Origin of the sequence: Lederbergia citrea (genome assembly GCF_018343525.1) — a bacterium.
Lineage (GTDB): Bacteria > Bacillota > Bacilli > Bacillales > Bacillaceae_C > Lederbergia > Lederbergia citrea.
In genome coordinates, this window is the sequence record NZ_JAGYPH010000006.1 from 91,210 (window position 1) to 110,068 (window position 18,859).

General features: G+C 40.4%; 20 protein-coding genes, 1 rRNA gene and 2 other annotated features (1 of these 23 cut by a window edge). All 21 genes read right to left on the reverse strand.

Annotated features, from left to right (window positions below):
- Positions 1–83: a sequence feature (ribosomal protein L10 leader region), on the reverse strand; it reaches 61 nt to the left of the window's first position.
- Between the two features lie 46 nt (positions 84–129).
- A complete protein-coding gene (gene rplA, locus KHA88_RS20280) occupies positions 130–831 on the reverse strand; it encodes a 50S ribosomal protein L1 (protein ID WP_213099998.1) in 702 nt (233 codons plus the stop codon).
- 109 nt (positions 832–940) lie between these two features.
- A complete protein-coding gene (gene rplK, locus KHA88_RS20285) occupies positions 941–1,366 on the reverse strand; it encodes a 50S ribosomal protein L11 (protein ID WP_213099997.1) in 426 nt (141 codons plus the stop codon).
- A gap of 159 nt (positions 1,367–1,525) precedes the next feature.
- Positions 1,526–2,059 (reverse strand): transcription termination/antitermination protein NusG, encoded by a 534-nt coding sequence (gene nusG / locus KHA88_RS20290; RefSeq protein ID WP_213099996.1) that lies wholly within the window; start codon positions 2,057–2,059, stop codon positions 1,526–1,528.
- 183 nt (positions 2,060–2,242) lie between these two features.
- A complete protein-coding gene (gene secE / locus KHA88_RS20295; RefSeq protein ID WP_213099995.1) occupies positions 2,243–2,428 on the reverse strand; it encodes a preprotein translocase subunit SecE in 186 nt (61 codons plus the stop codon).
- 47 nt (positions 2,429–2,475) lie between these two features.
- The gene (rpmG, locus tag KHA88_RS20300; protein ID WP_213108788.1) at positions 2,476–2,625 is read right to left on the reverse strand and encodes a 50S ribosomal protein L33; all 150 of its coding nucleotides are present in this window, start codon (positions 2,623–2,625) and stop codon (positions 2,476–2,478) included.
- Between the two features lie 114 nt (positions 2,626–2,739).
- A complete protein-coding gene (gene sigH / locus KHA88_RS20305; RefSeq protein WP_213108789.1) occupies positions 2,740–3,393 on the reverse strand; it encodes an RNA polymerase sporulation sigma factor SigH in 654 nt (217 codons plus the stop codon).
- A gap of 66 nt (positions 3,394–3,459) precedes the next feature.
- Positions 3,460–3,969 carry an NYN domain-containing protein gene (locus KHA88_RS20310; protein ID WP_213108790.1) on the reverse strand — a complete coding sequence of 170 codons (510 nt, stop codon included), beginning with the start codon at positions 3,967–3,969 and terminating at the stop codon, positions 3,460–3,462.
- Positions 3,970–3,972: 3 nt separating this feature from the next.
- Positions 3,973–4,716, reverse strand: coding sequence for a 23S rRNA (guanosine(2251)-2'-O)-methyltransferase RlmB (gene rlmB, locus KHA88_RS20315; RefSeq protein WP_213122743.1), 744 nt, complete (start codon positions 4,714–4,716; stop codon positions 3,973–3,975).
- Entirely contained in the window at positions 4,713–5,135 is a 423-nt protein-coding gene (locus KHA88_RS20320) for a Mini-ribonuclease 3 (RefSeq protein WP_213122744.1), read from the reverse strand. Before KHA88_RS20320 ends, rlmB begins: the two co-directional genes overlap by 4 nt.
- A gap of 4 nt (positions 5,136–5,139) precedes the next feature.
- Positions 5,140–6,537 carry a cysteine--tRNA ligase gene (cysS, locus tag KHA88_RS20325; protein ID WP_213099989.1) on the reverse strand — a complete coding sequence of 466 codons (1,398 nt, stop codon included), beginning with the start codon at positions 6,535–6,537 and terminating at the stop codon, positions 5,140–5,142.
- On the reverse strand, positions 6,527–7,186 hold the full coding sequence (epsC, locus tag KHA88_RS20330; RefSeq protein WP_249306365.1) for a serine O-acetyltransferase: 660 nt from the start codon (positions 7,184–7,186) through the stop codon (positions 6,527–6,529). Before epsC ends, cysS begins: the two co-directional genes overlap by 11 nt.
- A gap of 253 nt (positions 7,187–7,439) precedes the next feature.
- Positions 7,440–7,680: a binding site (T-box leader), on the reverse strand.
- 35 nt (positions 7,681–7,715) lie between these two features.
- The gene (gene gltX / locus KHA88_RS20335) at positions 7,716–9,173 is read right to left on the reverse strand and encodes a glutamate--tRNA ligase (protein WP_213122745.1); all 1,458 of its coding nucleotides are present in this window, start codon (positions 9,171–9,173) and stop codon (positions 7,716–7,718) included.
- A gap of 78 nt (positions 9,174–9,251) precedes the next feature.
- On the reverse strand, positions 9,252–9,734 hold the full coding sequence (gene ispF, locus KHA88_RS20340; RefSeq protein WP_213099987.1) for a 2-C-methyl-D-erythritol 2,4-cyclodiphosphate synthase: 483 nt from the start codon (positions 9,732–9,734) through the stop codon (positions 9,252–9,254).
- Between the two features lie 43 nt (positions 9,735–9,777).
- On the reverse strand, positions 9,778–10,467 hold the full coding sequence (gene ispD, locus KHA88_RS20345) for a 2-C-methyl-D-erythritol 4-phosphate cytidylyltransferase (protein WP_213099986.1): 690 nt from the start codon (positions 10,465–10,467) through the stop codon (positions 9,778–9,780).
- Between the two features lie 18 nt (positions 10,468–10,485).
- A complete protein-coding gene (locus KHA88_RS20350) occupies positions 10,486–11,583 on the reverse strand; it encodes a PIN/TRAM domain-containing protein (RefSeq protein ID WP_213099985.1) in 1,098 nt (365 codons plus the stop codon).
- Positions 11,584–11,988: 405 nt separating this feature from the next.
- The gene (gene radA, locus KHA88_RS20355) at positions 11,989–13,365 is read right to left on the reverse strand and encodes a DNA repair protein RadA (RefSeq protein WP_213099984.1); all 1,377 of its coding nucleotides are present in this window, start codon (positions 13,363–13,365) and stop codon (positions 11,989–11,991) included.
- Positions 13,366–13,471: 106 nt separating this feature from the next.
- Positions 13,472–15,910: an ATP-dependent Clp protease ATP-binding subunit gene (gene clpC, locus KHA88_RS20360; protein WP_213099983.1), complete on the reverse strand. Its 2,439-nt coding sequence runs from the start codon at positions 15,908–15,910 to the stop codon at positions 13,472–13,474.
- A gap of 11 nt (positions 15,911–15,921) precedes the next feature.
- Positions 15,922–16,995, reverse strand: a complete 1,074-nt coding sequence (gene mcsB / locus KHA88_RS20365; RefSeq protein WP_213099982.1) for a protein-arginine kinase McsB — start codon at positions 16,993–16,995, stop codon at positions 15,922–15,924.
- Positions 16,992–17,540, reverse strand: a complete 549-nt coding sequence (mcsA, locus tag KHA88_RS20370; protein ID WP_213099981.1) for a protein-arginine kinase activator protein McsA — start codon at positions 17,538–17,540, stop codon at positions 16,992–16,994. The genes mcsB and mcsA overlap by 4 nt, the downstream gene beginning before the upstream one ends.
- 16 nt (positions 17,541–17,556) lie before the next feature.
- Complete coding sequence (locus KHA88_RS20375; RefSeq protein ID WP_213108793.1) at positions 17,557–18,018, reverse strand: CtsR family transcriptional regulator; 462 nt, start codon at positions 18,016–18,018, stop codon at positions 17,557–17,559.
- A gap of 698 nt (positions 18,019–18,716) precedes the next feature.
- A 5S ribosomal RNA gene (gene rrf / locus KHA88_RS20380) occupies positions 18,717–18,833 on the reverse strand.
- Between the last annotated feature and the right edge of the window lie 26 nt (positions 18,834–18,859).

Genomic DNA, 18,859 nt, shown 5'->3' on the forward strand with positions numbered 1-18,859 from the left:
TAGATTGAATATATATCGCAATGACCTCGGCAGGAAATTAAGCTTTTGGCACCTGCTGTCTACGGTACAAATGTTTATTCTGTTTTTTCAACAGCTAAAACTATATCAAATATATTAGTAGCTGTCAAGTTAGTTTTTTTCAACAACAGTAGAAGGATCAACCTTCACACCAGGACCCATTGTAGAAGTAACAGTTACGCTCTTCACGTATGTGCCTTTTGCTGCTGCAGGTTTTGCTTTAAGCAATGTATCGAAAATAGTTGCGAAGTTTTCAGCAAGTTTTTCTTGATCGAAAGAAATTTTTCCGATTGGAACATGGATGATACCAGCTTTATCCAAACGGTATTCAACTTTACCAGCTTTAATTTCATTTACAGCTTTTGCTACATCAAATGTAACTGTGCCAGTTTTCGGGTTTGGCATTAAACCTTTTGGTCCAAGTGTACGACCAAGTTTACCAACTTCACCCATCATGTCAGGAGTAGCAACGATAACATCAAAATCAAACCAACCTTGATTGATTTTGTTGATATATTCTGCATCTCCAACATAATCTGCACCAGCTGCTTCTGCTTCTTTAAGCTTATCGCCTTTAGCAAAAACTAATACACGTTGAGTTTTACCAGTACCATTCGGAAGCACTACTGCACCACGAATTTGTTGGTCTGCTTTTTTAGGGTCTACCCCTAAACGGAATGCAGCTTCAACTGTTGCATCGAATTTTGCATAGTCAATTTTCTTTACAAGTTCAATTGCTTCGTTAACTGAATAAGCTTTTGAACGATCAACAAGCTTTAACGCTTCTACATACTTTTTGCCTTTTTTAGCCATTATTATTTCCTCCTGTTATGTGGTTTTAGCGGAATAACCTCCCACGAATAAAGAAAGGCTGAGATTTTTTATCACAGCCTCCCTCCAACAACGTAACTCGCAACTAGGATCAGTCTTCGATCGTGATACCCATGCTGCGCGCAGTGCCTTCTACCATAAGCATAGCTGCTTCAACGCTTGCAGCGTTCAAGTCAGGCATTTTTGTTTCAGCGATTTCACGTACTTTATCGCGTTTAACAACAGCAACTGCTTTTTTATTCGGTTCACCAGAACCAGATTCGATACCAGCTGCTTTCTTCAGAAGAACTGCAGCGGGCGGAGTTTTAGTGATAAATGTAAATGAACGGTCTTCAAATACCGTAATTTCAACAGGGATGATTAATCCAGCTTGATCTGCTGTACGAGCGTTAAACTCCTTACAGAATCCCATGATATTTACACCCGCTTGACCAAGTGCCGGTCCAACTGGTGGAGCCGGATTCGCTTTGCCTGCAGGAATTTGCAATTTTACAAGTTTAATTACTTTTTTAGCCACGAGACACACCTCCTTAAGTCCGTGATGTGGTAATAGGGTTGGCCCCTCCCACTCAACATATAAAAATAGAATGATTTACAATTGTTCAGCTTCTCTATTTGAGCATACTGACTTAAAAGATATTATCACTTTTCACAAAGGATTTCAAGTTTTTTCAAATTATATTTTATCAATTTGTGTAAAATCTAATTCAACAGGCGTTTCACGGCCAAACATATTCACCATAACCCTTGCTTTTCCTTTGTCTTTGTCCATATCTTCGATTTTTCCTGTAAAATTCGCAAATGGACCTTCTTTTACAGTTACAGTTTCACCTGGTTCAAAATCCACATCTGCACGTTTTTCTTCCATGCCCATCCGTTTAAGGATAAAGTTAATTTCTTCCGGTAAAAGCGGTGTCGGTTTCGAGCCGGAACCAGAAGAACCAACAAATCCGGTTACGCCTGGAGTGTTACGGACAACATACCAAGAATCGTCCGTCATAATAATTTCGACTAACACATATCCAGGAAATACCTTTCTTTTTACGGTTTTCTTTTTACCATTTTTAATATCTGTTTCCTCTTCTTCAGGAACGATCACCCGAAAGATTTTATCTTGCATACCCATTGATTCTACACGTTTTTCAAGGTTTGCTTTAACTTTATTTTCATAACCGGAATAAGTATGGACAACATACCAGTTCTTTTCCATTTAATAGGACGTAACGTCCTTCCCTCCCTATTAGTCATTTCGATGTTTTATTCGATATTTTTCCACCAAAATAAAAAACCCGTAACCCGGGTTTTTTTGCGACATTTATTCTTATGTTTTTATTATACCATGAGAAAGTGCATATTATACAAGTCATCCGGTAAAAATAAGGTTTTGCGATTATTATAGTCCGAGAATAAAGCGGACGGATCTGGAGATGATTTGATCAATCCCCGCGAAAAACAAAGCGAGTATCGTAACTGTTACAATAACCGTAACCGTATAACCGGTAAGTTCTTTCCGCTTCGGCCAGCTCACCTTTCTCATCTCTGAGCTTACGTTGCGAAAGAATTGCGTTAAGCTTGTCATGATTGTACCTCCAAAAGTAGATAACTGCTTATATATATTAAAAAGAGCTATTTCGTTTCTTTATGAATGACATGAGCATTACATCGTTTGCAATACTTTTTTACCTCAAGACGACCTGAAGTTGCTTCTTTATTTCGGTCTGTCGAATAATTTCGCGATCCACAGACTGCGCAGGCTAACGCGACTTTCTTATTCATGATGCAGCACCCGCTCTCCCGGGATTTTTAAAATTCAGCGAATAAACGCTTCCTGATGAATATCCTATAAAAAATATCACGGATGTTTGTTTCTGTCAACAAAGGATATAAGCCTTACATACTGAATTCGCGAATTTCCAAATACCGTTCCAACTTACGCTTAACTCTTTGTAAAGCGTTATCAATTGATTTCACATGACGATCCAATTCTTCAGATATCTCCTGATAGGATCGCCCGTCCAAATAAAGAGCAAGGACCCTTCTTTCCAAGTCACTTAACAGCTCTATTACTTTTCCTTCAATATTACTAAGTTTTTCTCGATTGATGAGCAATTCCTCAGGATCGAGAATTTTTGCACCTGAAATAACATCCATTAACGTCCGGTCAGACTCTTCATCGTATATAGGCTTGTCCAAGGAAACATAGGAATTAAGTGGAATGTGTTTTTGACGAGTGGCTGTTTTGATTGCAGTAATGATTTGTCTTGTAATGCAGAGCTCAGCAAAAGCTTTGAAAGAAGCACGCTTATCTTCTTGAAAATCACGAATTGATTTATAAAGTCCAATCATGCCTTCTTGCACGATATCTTCCCTATCTGCGCCGATTAAAAAATATGAACGGGCTTTGGCTCTTACAAAGTTGCGGTATTTTTTAATGAGATAATCTAGTGCTTCACTTTCTCCTTCATGAATCATTTCAATCAATTCTTCATCTTCAAGCAAATCAAATCTGATTTCTTCCTCTAATCTGATATTTGAGACCACCATATCCCCGCCCTTAAAAAACAGTAGATACAATTATTATACATGACAGAATTTTCAAGCGTCAACCAGTCATTTTTTTCCGCGTCGCCATTTCTCAAAAATTTCTGCAACTTCGACACTTAACGGGATTTTAGCCGCAGGGATTGTCTCTTTCGTTTTTTCCAGTCTACCGTCTATTTTACGGTCTACCGCTTCTACCTCAATTAGTAATTCCCTCGCGGATATTCTAAGGGCCCCTTGTCCAAAGATAGCCCATTGTTCTGTAAAATCAGAGGTTGCAACATGAATTTGTGTTTTAATATTATTTAGTTCAACGGCTAACTTTTCAATTCGCTCGTCAGCCGTTTCTTCCACTTTTGTAAAAATTACATCGATTTTATGTTTACGATATTTTTTTTCGATCCCTTTAACCTCATAGGCATCGAACACCACAATAACTTTATATCCTGTATAAGCTTGATAGTCAGCCATGATTTCAATTAATCGATCTCTGGCAGAGGCTAGGTCTTTCTTTTTTAGGTCATTCAGTTCAGGCCACGCGCCGATGATATTGTAGCCATCAACAATGAGGATATCCATTTGTCAACCCTCAAGAGGGTGCCGATTACGATGAACTTCATACATAAGCAAGGCCGCTGCTACCGAGGCATTTAGTGATGTAACATGCCCCGTCATCGGTAAATGAATGAGAAAATCGCACTTTTCCCTAATGAGACGACCTATCCCCTTTCCCTCACTTCCAATAACGACAGCTAGTGGCAATGTCACGTCCATTTTACGATAATCCTGACTTCCTTCCGCGTCAGTGCCAAACACCCAGACTCCTCGACTCTTTAATTCGTCAATTGTTCTTGCGATATTTGTCACTCGGGCAACGGGAATATACTCGATTGCTCCTGTTGAAAGCTTGGCAACTGTGGCCGTCAAGCCAACAGCTCTACGCTTAGGGATGATGATGCCATGGACACCCGCTGCATCAGCAGTTCTTAGAATCGATCCGAGGTTATGCGGATCTTCGAGCTCGTCCAAAATGAGAAAAAATGGGTCTTCTCCTTTTTCAGTTGCACGAGTAAATAAATCTTCCACTTCCGCATATTGATAAGCAGCAACCTGGGCAACAACACCTTGGTGATTCTCTTCTGTCATTTGTTCAATTTTTTGCTTTGGGACAAATTGAACGAGGACGTTACGTTGTTTCGCAAGCTTAGTAATGACTTGCATTTGTCCTTTTTGCGATCCTTCAGCAATCCAAATTTTATTTATATCTCGGTCTGATTTCAATGCTTCAATAACAGGGTTTTTTCCCGCAATCCATTCTTGGCTCATGCTGTATCCACTCCCCTGGTTTCAATCTTTTTAACCGCTTCTTCCATAATGGCGTTAAGTCGATCCATATTATTCGCTAAATATACCCATCCGATCACAGCTTCAAAAGCAGTACTATGCCGATACGTTTGAACATCTGTATTTTTTGGTATGGTCCCTGATTTCGCGTTTCTTCCCCGCTTCATAACGGCTAATTCCTCTTCGTTCAAAAAGCCTTCGTCCACCATTTTTTTCAAAATGGCAGACTGTGCTTTTGCAGAAACATAGCGGGTAGCTTCACGATGAAGTCTATGTGGCTTGGTCTTCCCACTATCTAAGAGATACCGCCTGATGAATACATCATAAACCGCATCACCCATATAAGCGAGTGCCAAACTATTTAATTGCTGATAATCTATTCTTTTTTCCGACAAATTCATGCTTCTATCCCCGCTTCCATCGGGTGCCTTGTGGAGTATCTTCAAGAATAATATTCATTTCTTTTAATTGATCACGAATGTCATCTGCAAGTTGAAAATCACGATTTTTCCTAGCATTCAGCCGCTTTTCAATTAAAAGATCGATATCTTCATCAAGCAGGTCTGCTATTTCGAGGTCAAGACCAAGAACGGAAAATAACTCTTCAAAGGCGTGCATAAATGCTTCGATTACTTTAGTTGATGTGTTCTTTTCCATTAAGTAATAATTTGCTTGCTGCGCCAAATCGAATAAAACAGAAATACCATCTGCCGTATTAAAGTCATCATCCATTTCTTTTACAAAAGTAGAAGTTAAATCATTGATCTTTTGCATCCACTCTTCGTTATTATCCGTTAAATCGGCACTTACATCCAGACGATGTTTTAAATTTTGGTAAGACGTTTTCAGCCGCTCGAGGCCAGCTCCTGCATTTTCAAGTAGTTCCTCATTGTAATTAATCGGATTACGATAGTGGACTGCCAGCATGAAAAATCTTAACACCTGAGGGTCCACATGCTTGATTATGTCATGTACCAGGACAAAGTTTCCAAGGGATTTGGACATCTTCTCATTATCGATATTGATATAGCCGTTATGCATCCAATAACGGGAGAAAGTCTTCCCTGTTAATGCTTCAGACTGCGCAATTTCATTTTCATGATGTGGAAATGTTAAATCCTGTCCTCCTGCATGAATATCGATTGTATCACCCAAATATTTACGTGCCATCGCAGAGCACTCAATATGCCATCCTGGACGACCTTTACCCCAGGGACTGTCCCAGGAGATTTCGCCTTCTTTGGCAGCTTTCCAAAGGGCAAAATCAAGTGCATCTGCTTTTTTCTCACCAACTTGTATTCTTGCTCCTACTTTTAATTCATCGATTGATTGCTGAGAAAGTTTCCCGTAATCGGCAAATTTTCTTGTCTTGTAATAGACGTCACCTTCTGATTCATATGCATACCCTTTTTCGATTAAATTATCTATGAATTCAATGATAATATCCATGTTTTCCATTACTCGCGGATGTAGATCCGCTTTTTTGCACCCCAACGCAGAGACGTCTTCAAAAAAGGCTTCAATAAATTGATCAGCAATTGTCGGTACATCTTTCCCAAGTTCCTGTGCCGCACGAATTAATTTATCATCTACATCGGTAAAATTAGAGACGTAATTAACATCATATCCTCTGTATTCCAAATAACGGCGGACCGTATCAAATACAATGGCAGGCCTTGCATTACCAATATGAATATAATTATAGACAGTCGGTCCACAAACATACATTTTCACTTTTCCTTCTTCAAGTGGAACGAAGGTTTCTTTTTTTCGTGTTAAAGTATTATATATTTTAATTGCCATCTTCCGTGGCTCCTTTCGATTTTAGTCGTACAATTTCTGCTTCCAATCGAGCAACTTTATTTTCTATTTCTGAACATCTATCTGCAATTGGGTCCGGCAGATCACAATGGTTCAGATCATTTTTAAGTTTAACTCCATCTTTTACAACAATTCGTCCTGGTATGCCTACCACTGTAGAATTGGGCGGTACATTTTTTAAAACGACCGAACCTGCGCCTACTTTGGAGTTTTCACCAATAATAATGTTCCCGAGCACTTTCGCACCCGTTGCGATTAATGCATAATCTTCTATAGTTGGATGCCGCTTTCCCTTTTCTTTTCCCGTTCCTCCAAGGGTCACACCTTGGTAAACAGTCACATTATCACCAATTTCACAAGTTTCGCCGATCACGACGCCCATTCCATGATCAATGAAAAAGCGCCTGCCAATTTTAGCTCCCGGATGAATTTCTATGCCGGTAAAAAATCGATTTACTTGGGAAATGACCCTGGCAAAGAAAAACATTTTTCTTTTATAAAAAGCATGTGCGATTCGGTGGGCCCAAATGGCGTGCAGCCCCGAGTAAGTCAAAATGACTTCCAGGCTGTTGCGTGCAGCAGGGTCCTGATCAAACACAGTATCGATATCTTCTTTCATTCGTTTGAACATGTTTGCCGCTCCTTTCATGAGAAAAGCGCAAGCGCCTTGCGATGGAAGAACGGCTAAGTTCGCCACGTCCTGTGGCAACGCCGTTCTGACCCGCATCCTGCGGGCCTCCGACGAGCAAATGTTCTGAGACAACAAAAGTCCGGTCTTGACTTTTATTGGCTCAGGTTGTTTGACCTCGAGGGGCTAGGCGCTGGAGCTAGACATTATTAGGAAACTTCTTTACTTTTTGGAAAATAAAAAACGCCTCTGAAAAATCAGAGACGCTTTTGGCGCGGTTCCACTCTGGTTGGCCATTGCTTTGAATAAATGCTGCAATGACCCGGCTTCCCCCTTGATAACGACAAGGCTACCGCCTGTACCTACTTGGTTAGTTACCGTTCGGCCCAGGACTCAGAGGGGCACTTCAAAAAACGGGAGGCTTGAACCGCTCTCAGCCGGTGGCGGTTCTCTCTGATCAGCATCGTTCTTCTACTTTTCCTCTTCAACGATTTCGATTATAACTTTAATATATTACATTTCTTTCTAATTGTTAACCCCTTAGACTCTCCAAACGCCTTTTTATTTTTTCTTTACCAAGCAATTCAATCGCATTTGGAAGTTCCGGTCCTTGAGTTTGGCCAGTAACTGCAACCCGAATTGGCATAAATAATTTTTTCCCTTTATGCCCTGTAGATTTTTGGACAGCTTTAATTGCTTTTTTGATGCCATCTGGCTCAAATGGCTCAAGCGCATCGACTTCCTCATAAAAAGCAGCAAGCACTTCAGGAACTTGTTCTTCTTCTAAAACAGCTTTAGCTGCCTCATCATATTCAATGTCATCTTTAAAGAACATGCTAGATAGCTCAACAATCTCTGCTCCATAGCTCATTTGTTCCTGATACAAGGCAATCAAGCCTCTCGCCCACTTTTCCTCTTCAGGATTCATCTGATCGCTAAGTACACCAGCCTTTACAAGATGGGGTAAAGAAAGCGCCACAACTTCATCCAAGTCGAGTTTTTTCATATATTGATTGTTCATCCAAGCTAGCTTCTGCTTATCGAATAAAGCTGGGGATTTAGATAGTCGGTTCGCATCAAATATTTTAATGAATTCCTCTTTCGAGAAAATTTCTTCCTCGCCCTCTGGTGACCATCCAAGTAAAGTAATAAAGTTAAAAAGGGCTTCTGGCAAGTAGCCAAGATCAGCGTATTGCTCAATAAACTGAATAATTGATTCATCACGCTTACTTAGTTTCTTACGGCTTTCATTCACAATTAGCGTCATATGACCATATATCGGTGGTTCCCACTCAAAAGCTTCAAAAATCATCAATTGTTTTGGTGTATTGGAAATATGATCATCACCGCGAAGAACATGGCTGATTTTCATGAGGTGGTCGTCAATAGCCACCGCAAAGTTATACGTTGGGATGCCGTCTTTTTTAACAATGACAAAATCACCAATACCATCTGATTCGAATGAAACTTCGCTTTTTACCATGTCATTAAAAGCATATACTTTCCCTTTAGGTACTTTAAAACGGATGCTTGGCTTTCTACCTTCCGCTTCAAGCTGTTCCTGTTCTTCCTTTGTAAGGTTCGCACACTTCCCGGAATAACGCGGCATTTCACCACGAGCTAATTGAGCCTCGCGCTCTGCTTCTAGTTCTTCTTCCGTACAATAGCATTTATAAGCTAATCCTCTTTCCAAAAGATCATCATAATATTTTTTATAAATATCAATTCGCTCGGACTGACGGTATGGGCCGTAGCCGCCATCTTTATCGACACTTTCGTCCCAGTCAATTCCAAGCCATTTCAAAAAGTTGAGCTGGCTTTGCTCTCCGCCCTCTATATTACGCTTCAGATCTGTATCTTCAATTCTGATTAGGAACTTTCCACCCAAATTACGGGCAAATAAGTAGTTAAATAATGCTGTACGTGCGTTTCCAATATGTAGATGTCCAGTTGGACTCGGCGCATAACGTACTCTAATGTCATTTGACATGTGATTGCCTCCTCAAAAATCTCTTAATTCACTTTCCTTATTTTACAATAGTTCAGTTAATCAATAAAGCTACGCTTCTCAAGCGTTCACCTTTTGAAGCAATACAACTGCCTGGGAAGCAATTCCTTCTTCCCTGCCTACAAAGCCAAGCTTTTCTGTCGTTGTTGCCTTAACATTCACTTGATCTGTACGAGCTTCGAGCAGTTCCGCAATTCGTGCACTGATTTTTTCAATATGAGGCGCCATCTTTGGTTTTTGTGCCATAATCGTGCAATCAATATTAACTAATGTATAGCCTTTTTCTTTTACAAGTTTCCACACATGAATTAACAATTCCGCAGAATCTGCATCTTTAAATTCTTGGTCCGTATCTGGAAAATGACGGCCAATATCACCTTCTCCAATCGCTCCGAGACAAGCATCAGCTACGGTATGTAGCAGCACATCTGCATCAGAATGACCAATTAGTCCTCTTTCATAAGGTATCTTAATGCCGCCAATAATTAAGGGGCGATTTTCAGCAAATTCATGAACATCAAAGCCTTGTCCAATTCTAAACATATATACGTTCTCCTTCCATCACTAGGTCTAATAAAGCCTAGTTTCAGCCAAAGCGCTTCCGTTTCTCCATAATCGCCTCTGCAAAATAAAGATCTTCCGGCGTTGTCAACTTAATATTATCATAATCACTCTCTACAATTTTCACCGTATGGCTCGTTCTCTCTACAAGCGATGCTTCATCCGTTCCTAAGAAACATTCATTCCTTGCTTGTTCATGTGCATTCAACAACACAGAAAAACGAAAAGCTTGTGGGGTTTGCACCTGCCACAAGCTAGATCGTTCAACTGTCTCAACCACTTCATGACCAACGGCCTTTTTTATCGTATCTTTAACAGGAACTGCAGCGATGGCTGCTCCGCTTTCAACCGCTGATCTCACTAGCTGGCTGATCGTTTTAAGACGAATGAAAGGGCGAGCTCCATCGTGGACGAGAATAATTCCATCTGCATAGGCGGCCTTCAAACCATTATAAACACTATCTTGACGTTCATTACCGCCATAAACAAGCTGGATTTTCGGCGAATGATCGACATCTTCAAGTATTTCTTTAAAGTATTCTTCATCATTGTGTTGAATAACGAGAATCACCTTGCGACAATTTGGATCAGCAGTGAAAACATCCATTGTATGAAGAATGATTGGTCGTTTTCCCAGTTTTAAAAATAATTTATTATGCCCTGCACCCATTCTTTTCCCAGATCCAGCTGCCGGAATAATCACCTGATAATCCATTATTAATTTTCCCCAATCTTATAATGCTTTTTCCATTAGCTTCGGCTTTGCAAAAATCATCCGTCCTGCAGAAGTTTGAAGCACACTTGTGACAACAACATCTATTCGTTTACCGATATAATTCCGGCCTTCTTCGACGACAATCATCGTTCCATCATCCAAATATGCAACACCTTGATTGTACTCTTTACCATCTTTAATTACCTGAACGCTCAGTTCCTCACCCGGCAACACTACTGGCTTCACCGCATTCGCTAGATCATTAATATTCAACACGTTAACGTTCTGAAATTCACACACTTTATTTAAATTAAAATCGTTTGTCACAACAATTCCATCTGTAATTTTAGCTAATTTGACGAGCTTGCTATCCACTTCCTGGATGTCTTCAAAGTCACCTTCATACATTTCAACTTGAATATCCACTTCTTTCTGGATACGATTAAGGATATCAAGGCCTCTTCTCCCTCGATTTCGTTTTAATGCATCAGATGAGTCGGCAATATGTTGAAGTTCTTCAAGGACGAATTGTGGGATGACGATGACCCCGTCCAAAAAACCAGTTTGGCAAATATCAGCGATTCTTCCGTCAATGATCACACTCGTATCAAGGATTTTCAAGCTTCGTGATCGAGCTTCTTCCTTCTCATCATCGCCATCTGCACCGCGTTTTTTTCCAGCGCGATTAATGGAAAATAAATTTGTAAGTTCATCACGTTTTTTAAAGCCAACTTGGAATCCAAGATATCCTAGCAGTAACGTTAATAAAATCGGGACAAATGTATTGAGAATCGGAATTTCCATTTGATTGATGGCCAGTCCAGCTAAAAATGCCACAATTAATCCGAATGTAAGACCCAGGCTTCCGAATAAAATATCTGTAACCGGCGCTTTAACAAGCATGTCTTCCAGCCACTTCACTATATTGACAAGATAATCAACCGCCCAAAAAGTAAGTAAATAAAAAATAATAGCACCTATAATAGCAGTAATATAAGGATTATTGATTAATGCCACTTCGTCGAGTTTTACCAATTTCAGTAATTCTGGTATTAGAAAAATCCCGAGTGTCCCGCCCAGCAGTAAAAAACAAGCCTGCACAATGCGTTTTAACATACATCCTGTCACCTCCTTCTAATAATTATAAACAATAAACCAGCTTTAAAACGTCATAGATTTAAATATTTATCAAAATTAACCTAATCATATAGGTAAATAACAATAATTGTAAAATATTCCTTTCCCAAAAGGTAGCAATATTTATTCCTATTGTCAATTTTAATGGGAAAAGCGGAAGTGACTTGTTATAGGAAGAACGGCTAAAATCGCCACGTCCTGTGGCAACGCCGTCCTGACCCGCATCCTGCGGGCCTCCGACAAGCAAATGTTCTGAGACAAGAAAAGTCCGGTCTTGACTTTGATTGGCTCGGGTTATTTGACCTCGAGGGGCTAGGAGCTGGAGCTAGACATGCATTGACTGAGTTTCAAAGGAAATCTATAAAGGAATTTAAACTATCTTATTTATTCAGAAAATGCCTCTTTTAATGCCTCACCCACTGTTCCGACACCAATCACTTGGATTCCATCGGGAAATTTCCAGCCTCCGATGTTATTAGCCGGCACCAAAACCCGTTCAAAACCTAGTTTGGCTGCTTCTTGAACTCGTTGTTCAATTCGGGAGACACGGCGAACTTCACCAGTTAATCCGACCTCGCCTATGATACAATCGGTCGCCTTCGTTTGCTTATCACGAAAGCTTGAAGCAATACTAACAGCTACAGCAAGATCAATTGCCGGCTCATCAAGCTTGACTCCTCCCGCGACTTTTAAATAAGCATCTTGATTTTGTAGAAGTAACCCGACACGCTTTTCCAATACCGCCATTAGCAAAGAAACGCGATTTTGGTCAATGCCAGTCGCCATTCTCCGTGGATGACCGAAGCTCGTTGGTGAAATTAATGCCTGAATCTCAACAAGTACAGGTCTTGTCCCTTCCATGGAGGCAACGACAGTGGAACCGGAAGTTCCCTTCGATCTTTCTTCAAGAAAAATCTCTGAAGGATTCTCTACTTCTTCAAGGCCCGCTTCCTTCATTTCAAATATACCCATTTCATTGGTTGAGCCAAAACGGTTTTTTACAGCACGTAAAATTCTGTATGTATGATGGCGCTCACCTTCAAAGTACAAAACAGTATCCACCATATGCTCTAAAAGCCTTGGTCCAGCAATAGCTCCTTCTTTTGTAACATGGCCGACAATGAAGATTGCGATACCTTTCGTCTTAGCAATGCGCATTAATTCAGCTGTACACTCTCTTACTTGAGAGACGCTGCCAGGAGCAGATGTAACCTCTGGATGATAAACGGTTTGTATGGAGTCAACCACGACAAACTGAGGGGATATATCTTCTATCGTCTGGTGGATTAATTCTAGATTCGTTTCTGCATATATATATAATTCCGGAGAATTTACATTAAGGCGGTCAGCTCTTAGCTTTGTTTGTTTAACTGACTCCTCACCAGATATGTAGAGCACTTTTTGATTTGCTACAGCTAATTGGGCGGAAACTTGCAGGAGTAACGTCGACTTGCCAATTCCCGGGTCACCACCAATTAAAATGAGAGAGCCAGGTACGACACCGCCGCCAAGCACTCTATTTAACTCTTTTAAGTCAGTTGTTACTCGTGGTTCTTGCTTTGTCTCGATTGAAGAAATGGAAGTTGCCTTAGATTGAATCCCAGGTGCGGAATGTTGGAATGATCGTTTAGGTTGTTTCCCAACAATATCTACTTCCTCAACCATCTGATTCCATTCACCACAACCAGGGCAACGGCCCATCCATTTTGCAGATTCATATCCGCAAGCTTGACACATAAATTTAGTTTTTTTCTTAGCCAACCCTTTTCTTCCTCCCATTTAAAATAAACGGGGTACACGGTTGGATCCTGTGTACCCCGTTCCTTTAAGAACTGTTTAGCGTAAGTACTCAATCTACTTCGCTTTTCTAAGATACCGATTCTTCTGTAGTTTTTACTGTGAATTCCCCATTTTCCACATCGATTAAAATATGGTTTCCAGTAGCAATGGTCCCTTTTAGCAACTCTTCAGACAAACGGTCTTCAATAAATTTTTGAATCGCCCTTCTCAGCGGACGGGCTCCATACTCAGGGTCATACCCTTCTTCTGTAATTTTTTCCTTCGCTGCTTCTGAAAGTTCAAGATCCATATCCTGTTCTTTCAACCGCTTCGTTAATTGCTCTGACATTAATGTTACGATTTCTTTTAGATGCGGCTTCTCAAGAGAATGGAAAACAATAATTTCATCAACCCTGTTTAGAAACTCTGGGCGGAATGCTTTTTTCAGTTCTTCCATGACTTTGCCCTTCATATCTTTGTAATCCTGTTCTCCATCTTGAATACTAAAGCCGACATATTTATTTCTACGGAGAGCTTCAGCACCGACATTTGATGTCAGGATTAGCACAGTATTACGGAAATCGACTGTTCTTCCTTTGGAATCCGTCAAACGTCCGTCTTCAAGAACTTGAAGTAAAATATTGAACACATCCGGATGTGCTTTCTCAATTTCATCTAGCAAAATAACAGAATAAGGCTTGCGTCGTACTTTTTCTGTTAGCTGACCACCTTCTTCAAATCCGACATAACCCGGAGGTGAACCGACAAGTCTCGAAGTGGAATGCTTCTCCATGTATTCTGACATATCAATACGAATCATGGCATCTTCATCACCAAACATTGATTCGGCAAGTGCTCTCGCTAATTCTGTTTTACCTACCCCTGTAGGCCCAAGGAAGATAAATGACCCAATTGGGCGTTTTGGATCTTTTAGTCCCGCTCTCGCGCGGCGAACCGCTTTTGCAACCGATTTGACTGCTTCTTCTTGACCGATCACTCTTGAATGCAAAATATCTTCTAAGTTTAGCAATCTTTCCGTTTCTGTCGCGGCAAGTTTTGAAACCGGGATTCCCGTCCAGCTTGAGACAACATGTGCAATGTCTTCCACTGTCACTTCCGTATTTTCCTGCCCTTGCTTTTCTTTCCAAGTCTTCTTCGTTTCTTCTAGCTCTTCACGTAAACGTTGTTCAGAGTCACGAAGAGATGCGGCTTTTTCAAATTCCTGACTTTGAACAGCTGAATCCTTTTCCTTACGGATTGTCTCAAGCTTCACTTCTAATTCTTTTAAATTAGGAGGCGTTGTATAAGAACGCAGTCGCACTTTAGAACCTGCTTCATCAATTAAATCAATTGCCTTATCAGGTAAGAAACGATCAGAAATATAGCGATCGGATAATTTTACGGCTGCTTGAATGGCTTCATCGGTAATCGATACACGGTGATGCGCTTCGTATCTGTCTCGAAGACCTTCCAAAATTTGAACGGATTCCTCAGCAGTTGGCTCATCCACTTGGATAGGTTGGAAACGACGTTCCAGCGCGGCATCTTTTTCAATATATTTACGATACTCATCTAGAGTAGTTGCACCAATACATTGCAGCTCTCCACGGGCAAGCGATGGCTTTAAAATATTTGAAGCATCAATGGCCCCTTCCGCTCCACCCGCACCAATCAAGGTATGCAGTTCATCGATAAACAGAATAATATTACCTGCTTGTCGAATTTCATCCATTACTTTTTTCAGGCGATCTTCAAATTCACCTCGATACTTTGTTCCAGCTACAACCGTTCCCATATCAAGGGTCATGACGCGTTTATCTCGTAAAATTTCCGGAACCTCATTATTGATAATTTGTTGAGCAAGTCCTTCGGCAATTGCAGTCTTACCAACCCCTGGCTCACCGATAAGCACAGGATTGTTTTTTGTACGTCTGCTCAACACTTCAATTACCCTTTGAATTTCTTTACCTCTCCCAATGACCGGATCTAGACTTCCCTCTCTTGCAATTGCTGTTAAATCACGGGCAAGACTATCTAGTGTAGGTGTATTGGCGCTAGACGAGCTTCCACCTGTATGATTATTTGCCTCATTACTCCCAAGGAGTTGAAGTACTTGCTGTCGGGCTTTATTCAAGCTAACTCCTAGATTACTAAGAACCCTTGCTGCAACGCCTTCTCCTTCACGAATCAAGCCGAGCAGGATATGTTCAGTACCAACGTAGGAATGGCCAAGTTTTCTTGCTTCGTCCATGGAAAGTTCAATGACCTTTTTTGCTCGGGGTGTATAATGAATTGTTTGTGCAGCAGTATCCTTGCCTCGACCAATTAAATTTTCAACTTCTTTTTGAATTTTTTCCGGACCAAGAGCAAGTCCGTATAAAGCTTTTGCAGCAATACCTTCTCCTTCTCTTACAAGTCCAAGTAAAATATGTTCGGTACCAATATTGCTATGTCCAAGACGAATGGCTTCCTCCTGGGATAAAGCTAATACCTTTTGTGCTCTCTCTGTAAAACGGCCAAACATCATACGATCTCCTCCTAACTATCTCTCTCTTCAAGTTTCAAACGTTCACGAATAAATGATGCCCTTTTTATATCGCGTTCAACAGGTCGGAGAGGTCCGCCTGCATATTGCTGTAAAAATCCGGGCTGCGTTAAAATCATCAATTCATTTAAAATATTTTTCGATAAATGATTGATATATCCTGCATCTATGCCCAATCGAACGTCAGATAAACATTCTGCCGCTTCTTTTGTTTCAATTATTCGGCTGTTTGCCAATATTCCATAGGAGCGATATACTCTATCTTCTAATTGTATGTTAGATGTTTTTACTAATGCTTCCCTTGCAGACCTTTCCTGTGCAATGATTTGTTGCACTACGCTCGTTAAATCACCGATAATATCTTCCTCAGATTTACCAAGGGTAATTTGGTTGGAAATTTGAAAAATGTTCCCAAGCGCCTCGCTGCCTTCCCCATATATTCCCCTAACGACAAGTCCGAGCTGATTAATTGCGGGTATGATCCGGTTTATTTGCCTCGTTAAAATTAAAGCTGGCAAATGGACCATGACAGAAGCTCTTAATCCTGTACCAACATTCGTTGGACAGCTTGTTAAATATCCAAGATCTTCATCAAAAGCATAGTTCACCTTTTCTTCCAGAATATCATCAATCGCGTTTGCCCGTTCCAACGCCTCGGTAAGTTGTAATCCTGGGAACAAACATTGAATTCTAACATGGTCCTCTTCATTGATCATAATACTAATATCTTCATTTTCAGATAAAAGTACAGCGCCGTGGGAAGCGTCATCTGCAAGTCGAGGACTAATCAAATGCTTTTCAACAAGTACTCTTTTTTGTAAGGATTTTAATTCATCGACTTGTAGAAGCTCCATTTCTCCATATGGTTGGAAAACTTTTGCTTGGAGGATTTCATTAACCTTGTTGATTATTTCCCTTGCATCATCATTACTAAACAATGTAGGAAATTTATAATTGCGTAAGTTACGAGCTAGTCTAATGCGAGAACTTAGAATAATATCGGAATCAGGACCTTCTGCGCTCATCCAAGAACTGACTGCCTTATTAAGAAACTTTTCTAGGCTCATCTGCTTTTTCCCTCCCCGTTAGATAAATTATTTTCGAGGGATCGGATTTGATCACGTACTTCGGCAGCTTTTTCAAACTCTTCCTGTACAACTAACGAACGTAGCTCCTCCTTTAGAAGCTGAACTTGTTTCTTTAAATGTATAGAGCCGCCAATTCTTTTAGGCACCTTTCCTCCATGCTGAATGTTACCGCTATGCAGCCTTTTTAAAATGGGGGTCATTTGGCCTTTAAATGCTTCATAGCAATTGGCACAACCAAATCTGCCGATATTAATAAATTGTTGAAAAGTCATCTTACATACTTCACATTGGATAATTTGATGTGTCGGAGAAGGGGCTGATTGTGCTTGCTGAATGGAAGGGTCAAGATTTAATAAGCCCGCAAGTAAATCATTGAATGAAAAGCCCCCGGCTCCATCCATCATAAAAAACTCACCTTTCTCTTGAGCGCACTTTTCACAAAGCTGAATAGCCGTCTTTTCACCGTTCACTACTTTTGTGAAATGTAAAGTGGCTGGTCTTTCTTTACATTCTTGGCAGATCATCGCCTTCACCTACTTTTCAATCGTATTTAATTGCCTGAATCATCGCCTTAAGCAATCTTGCCCTTAGCTCATCCCGAACAGGCAGATCAATATAAATGACTGAGCGATCGATTACACTTAACATTAACTTTGCTTCCCTCTCCAAGACCACTCCTTCTTCGACAAGGCGGAATATTACATCCTGGGCACTCGTCTGGGAGATACTTCGACCAATTAATACTTTTAATTGATCAATTAAGTGGGCCTTATCATGAATTCTCACTTTTGTAATTCTAATATAGCCGCCACCACCCCGCTTGCTTTCCACCATATAACCTCGTTCAATCGTAAAGCGAGTGTTAATTACATAGTTAATTTGGGAAGGTACGCATTGAAATTTATCTGCCACCTCACTCCTTTTTATTTCAACTATTTCACCTTCACTTAATTCAAGCACTTTTTTTAAATAGTTTTCAATCACATCGGATATATTCCGCATCATCAAGCCGCCTCCCTATATGTATGCTTGACTTTGACTATATTTGACTTATATTATACAGGAAAATGTGCGTAAAAGGCAATTTTCTATATTTAACATCATTTTATCCACGAGGTTATAATACGAAACCATTTAAAGATAGAAAAATTTAAAAAGAAGGGCATGGGGATTGGAAACTGCTTTTAACCGATGAAGGGGCACGAGGACTGAAACCTACTCTTAAAGCTGGAAACAGTACTTATGAAACAGATATGAGGATAAGAAAGAGCCCATTTTGGATAAATAGGGCTTCAGAGAGAAGGTTTGAAGGCAGAATGCTACTCATTTAGGATAGATCTGTCTTCATAGAGCAAGTATGAAGACAGAATGCTACTCTTTTGGGATAAGTCTGTCTTTATAGAGCAGGTTTGAAGACAGAATGCTACTCTTTTTGGATAAATCTGACTTCAAAGGGTGGGTATGAGGACAGACTTTGACCCTTTTTGGTAAATGCTGTCCTTATGAAGTCGTCATAAGGACAAGAATCTTCTTATTTGGGTAAAAACTGTCCTCATAAAGACGTCATGAGGACAGGAAACTTCGTATTTTAGTAAAAGCTTTACTCATGAAGCCGACATGGACAAGCTTCCAGAAATTGATTCTTTAATTATAAACACAAAAAAACACGATATGGATTAAACCATACCGTGTTCTTAGTTGCCCGGCAACGTCCTGCTCTTGCAGGGGGAGATCCCCCAACTACCATCGGCGCTGAAGAGCTTAACTTCCGTGTTCGAGATGGGAACGGGTGTGACCTCTTCGCTTTCGTCACCAGACTATTTTGAGGTATTCATTCCCTCAA

Coding starts and splice junctions, on each gene's coding strand:
- rplA (WP_213099998.1), bottom strand. CDS start 831: ATGGCTAAAAAAGGCAAAAAGTATGTAGAAGCGTTAAAGCTTGTTGAT.
- nusG (WP_213099996.1), bottom strand. CDS start 2,059: ATGGAAAAGAACTGGTATGTTGTCCATACTTATTCCGGTTATGAAAAT.
- secE (WP_213099995.1), bottom strand. CDS start 2,428: ATGACAAGCTTAACGCAATTCTTTCGCAACGTAAGCTCAGAGATGAGA.
- rpmG (WP_213108788.1), bottom strand. CDS start 2,625: ATGAATAAGAAAGTCGCGTTAGCCTGCGCAGTCTGTGGATCGCGAAAT.
- sigH (WP_213108789.1), bottom strand. CDS start 3,393: ATGGTGGTCTCAAATATCAGATTAGAGGAAGAAATCAGATTTGATTTG.
- KHA88_RS20310 (WP_213108790.1), bottom strand. CDS start 3,969: ATGGATATCCTCATTGTTGATGGCTACAATATCATCGGCGCGTGGCCT.
- rlmB (WP_213122743.1), bottom strand. CDS start 4,716: ATGAGCCAAGAATGGATTGCGGGAAAAAACCCTGTTATTGAAGCATTG.
- KHA88_RS20320 (WP_213122744.1), bottom strand. CDS start 5,135: ATGAATTTGTCGGAAAAAAGAATAGATTATCAGCAATTAAATAGTTTG.
- cysS (WP_213099989.1), bottom strand. CDS start 6,537: ATGGCAATTAAAATATATAATACTTTAACACGAAAAAAAGAAACCTTC.
- epsC (WP_249306365.1), bottom strand. CDS start 7,186: ATGTTCAAACGAATGAAAGAAGATATCGATACTGTGTTTGATCAGGAC.
- gltX (WP_213122745.1), bottom strand. CDS start 9,173: ATGTCAAATGACATTAGAGTACGTTATGCGCCGAGTCCAACTGGACAT.
- ispF (WP_213099987.1), bottom strand. CDS start 9,734: ATGTTTAGAATTGGACAAGGCTTTGATGTTCATGAATTTGCTGAAAAT.
- ispD (WP_213099986.1), bottom strand. CDS start 10,467: ATGGATTATCAGGTGATTATTCCGGCAGCTGGATCTGGGAAAAGAATG.
- KHA88_RS20350 (WP_213099985.1), bottom strand. CDS start 11,583: ATGTTAAAACGCATTGTGCAGGCTTGTTTTTTACTGCTGGGCGGGACA.
- clpC (WP_213099983.1), bottom strand. CDS start 15,910: ATGATGTTTGGCCGTTTTACAGAGAGAGCACAAAAGGTATTAGCTTTA.
- mcsB (WP_213099982.1), bottom strand. CDS start 16,995: ATGAGCCTAGAAAAGTTTCTTAATAAGGCAGTCAGTTCTTGGATGAGC.
- mcsA (WP_213099981.1), bottom strand. CDS start 17,540: ATGATCTGCCAAGAATGTAAAGAAAGACCAGCCACTTTACATTTCACA.
- KHA88_RS20375 (WP_213108793.1), bottom strand. CDS start 18,018: ATGCGGAATATATCCGATGTGATTGAAAACTATTTAAAAAAAGTGCTT.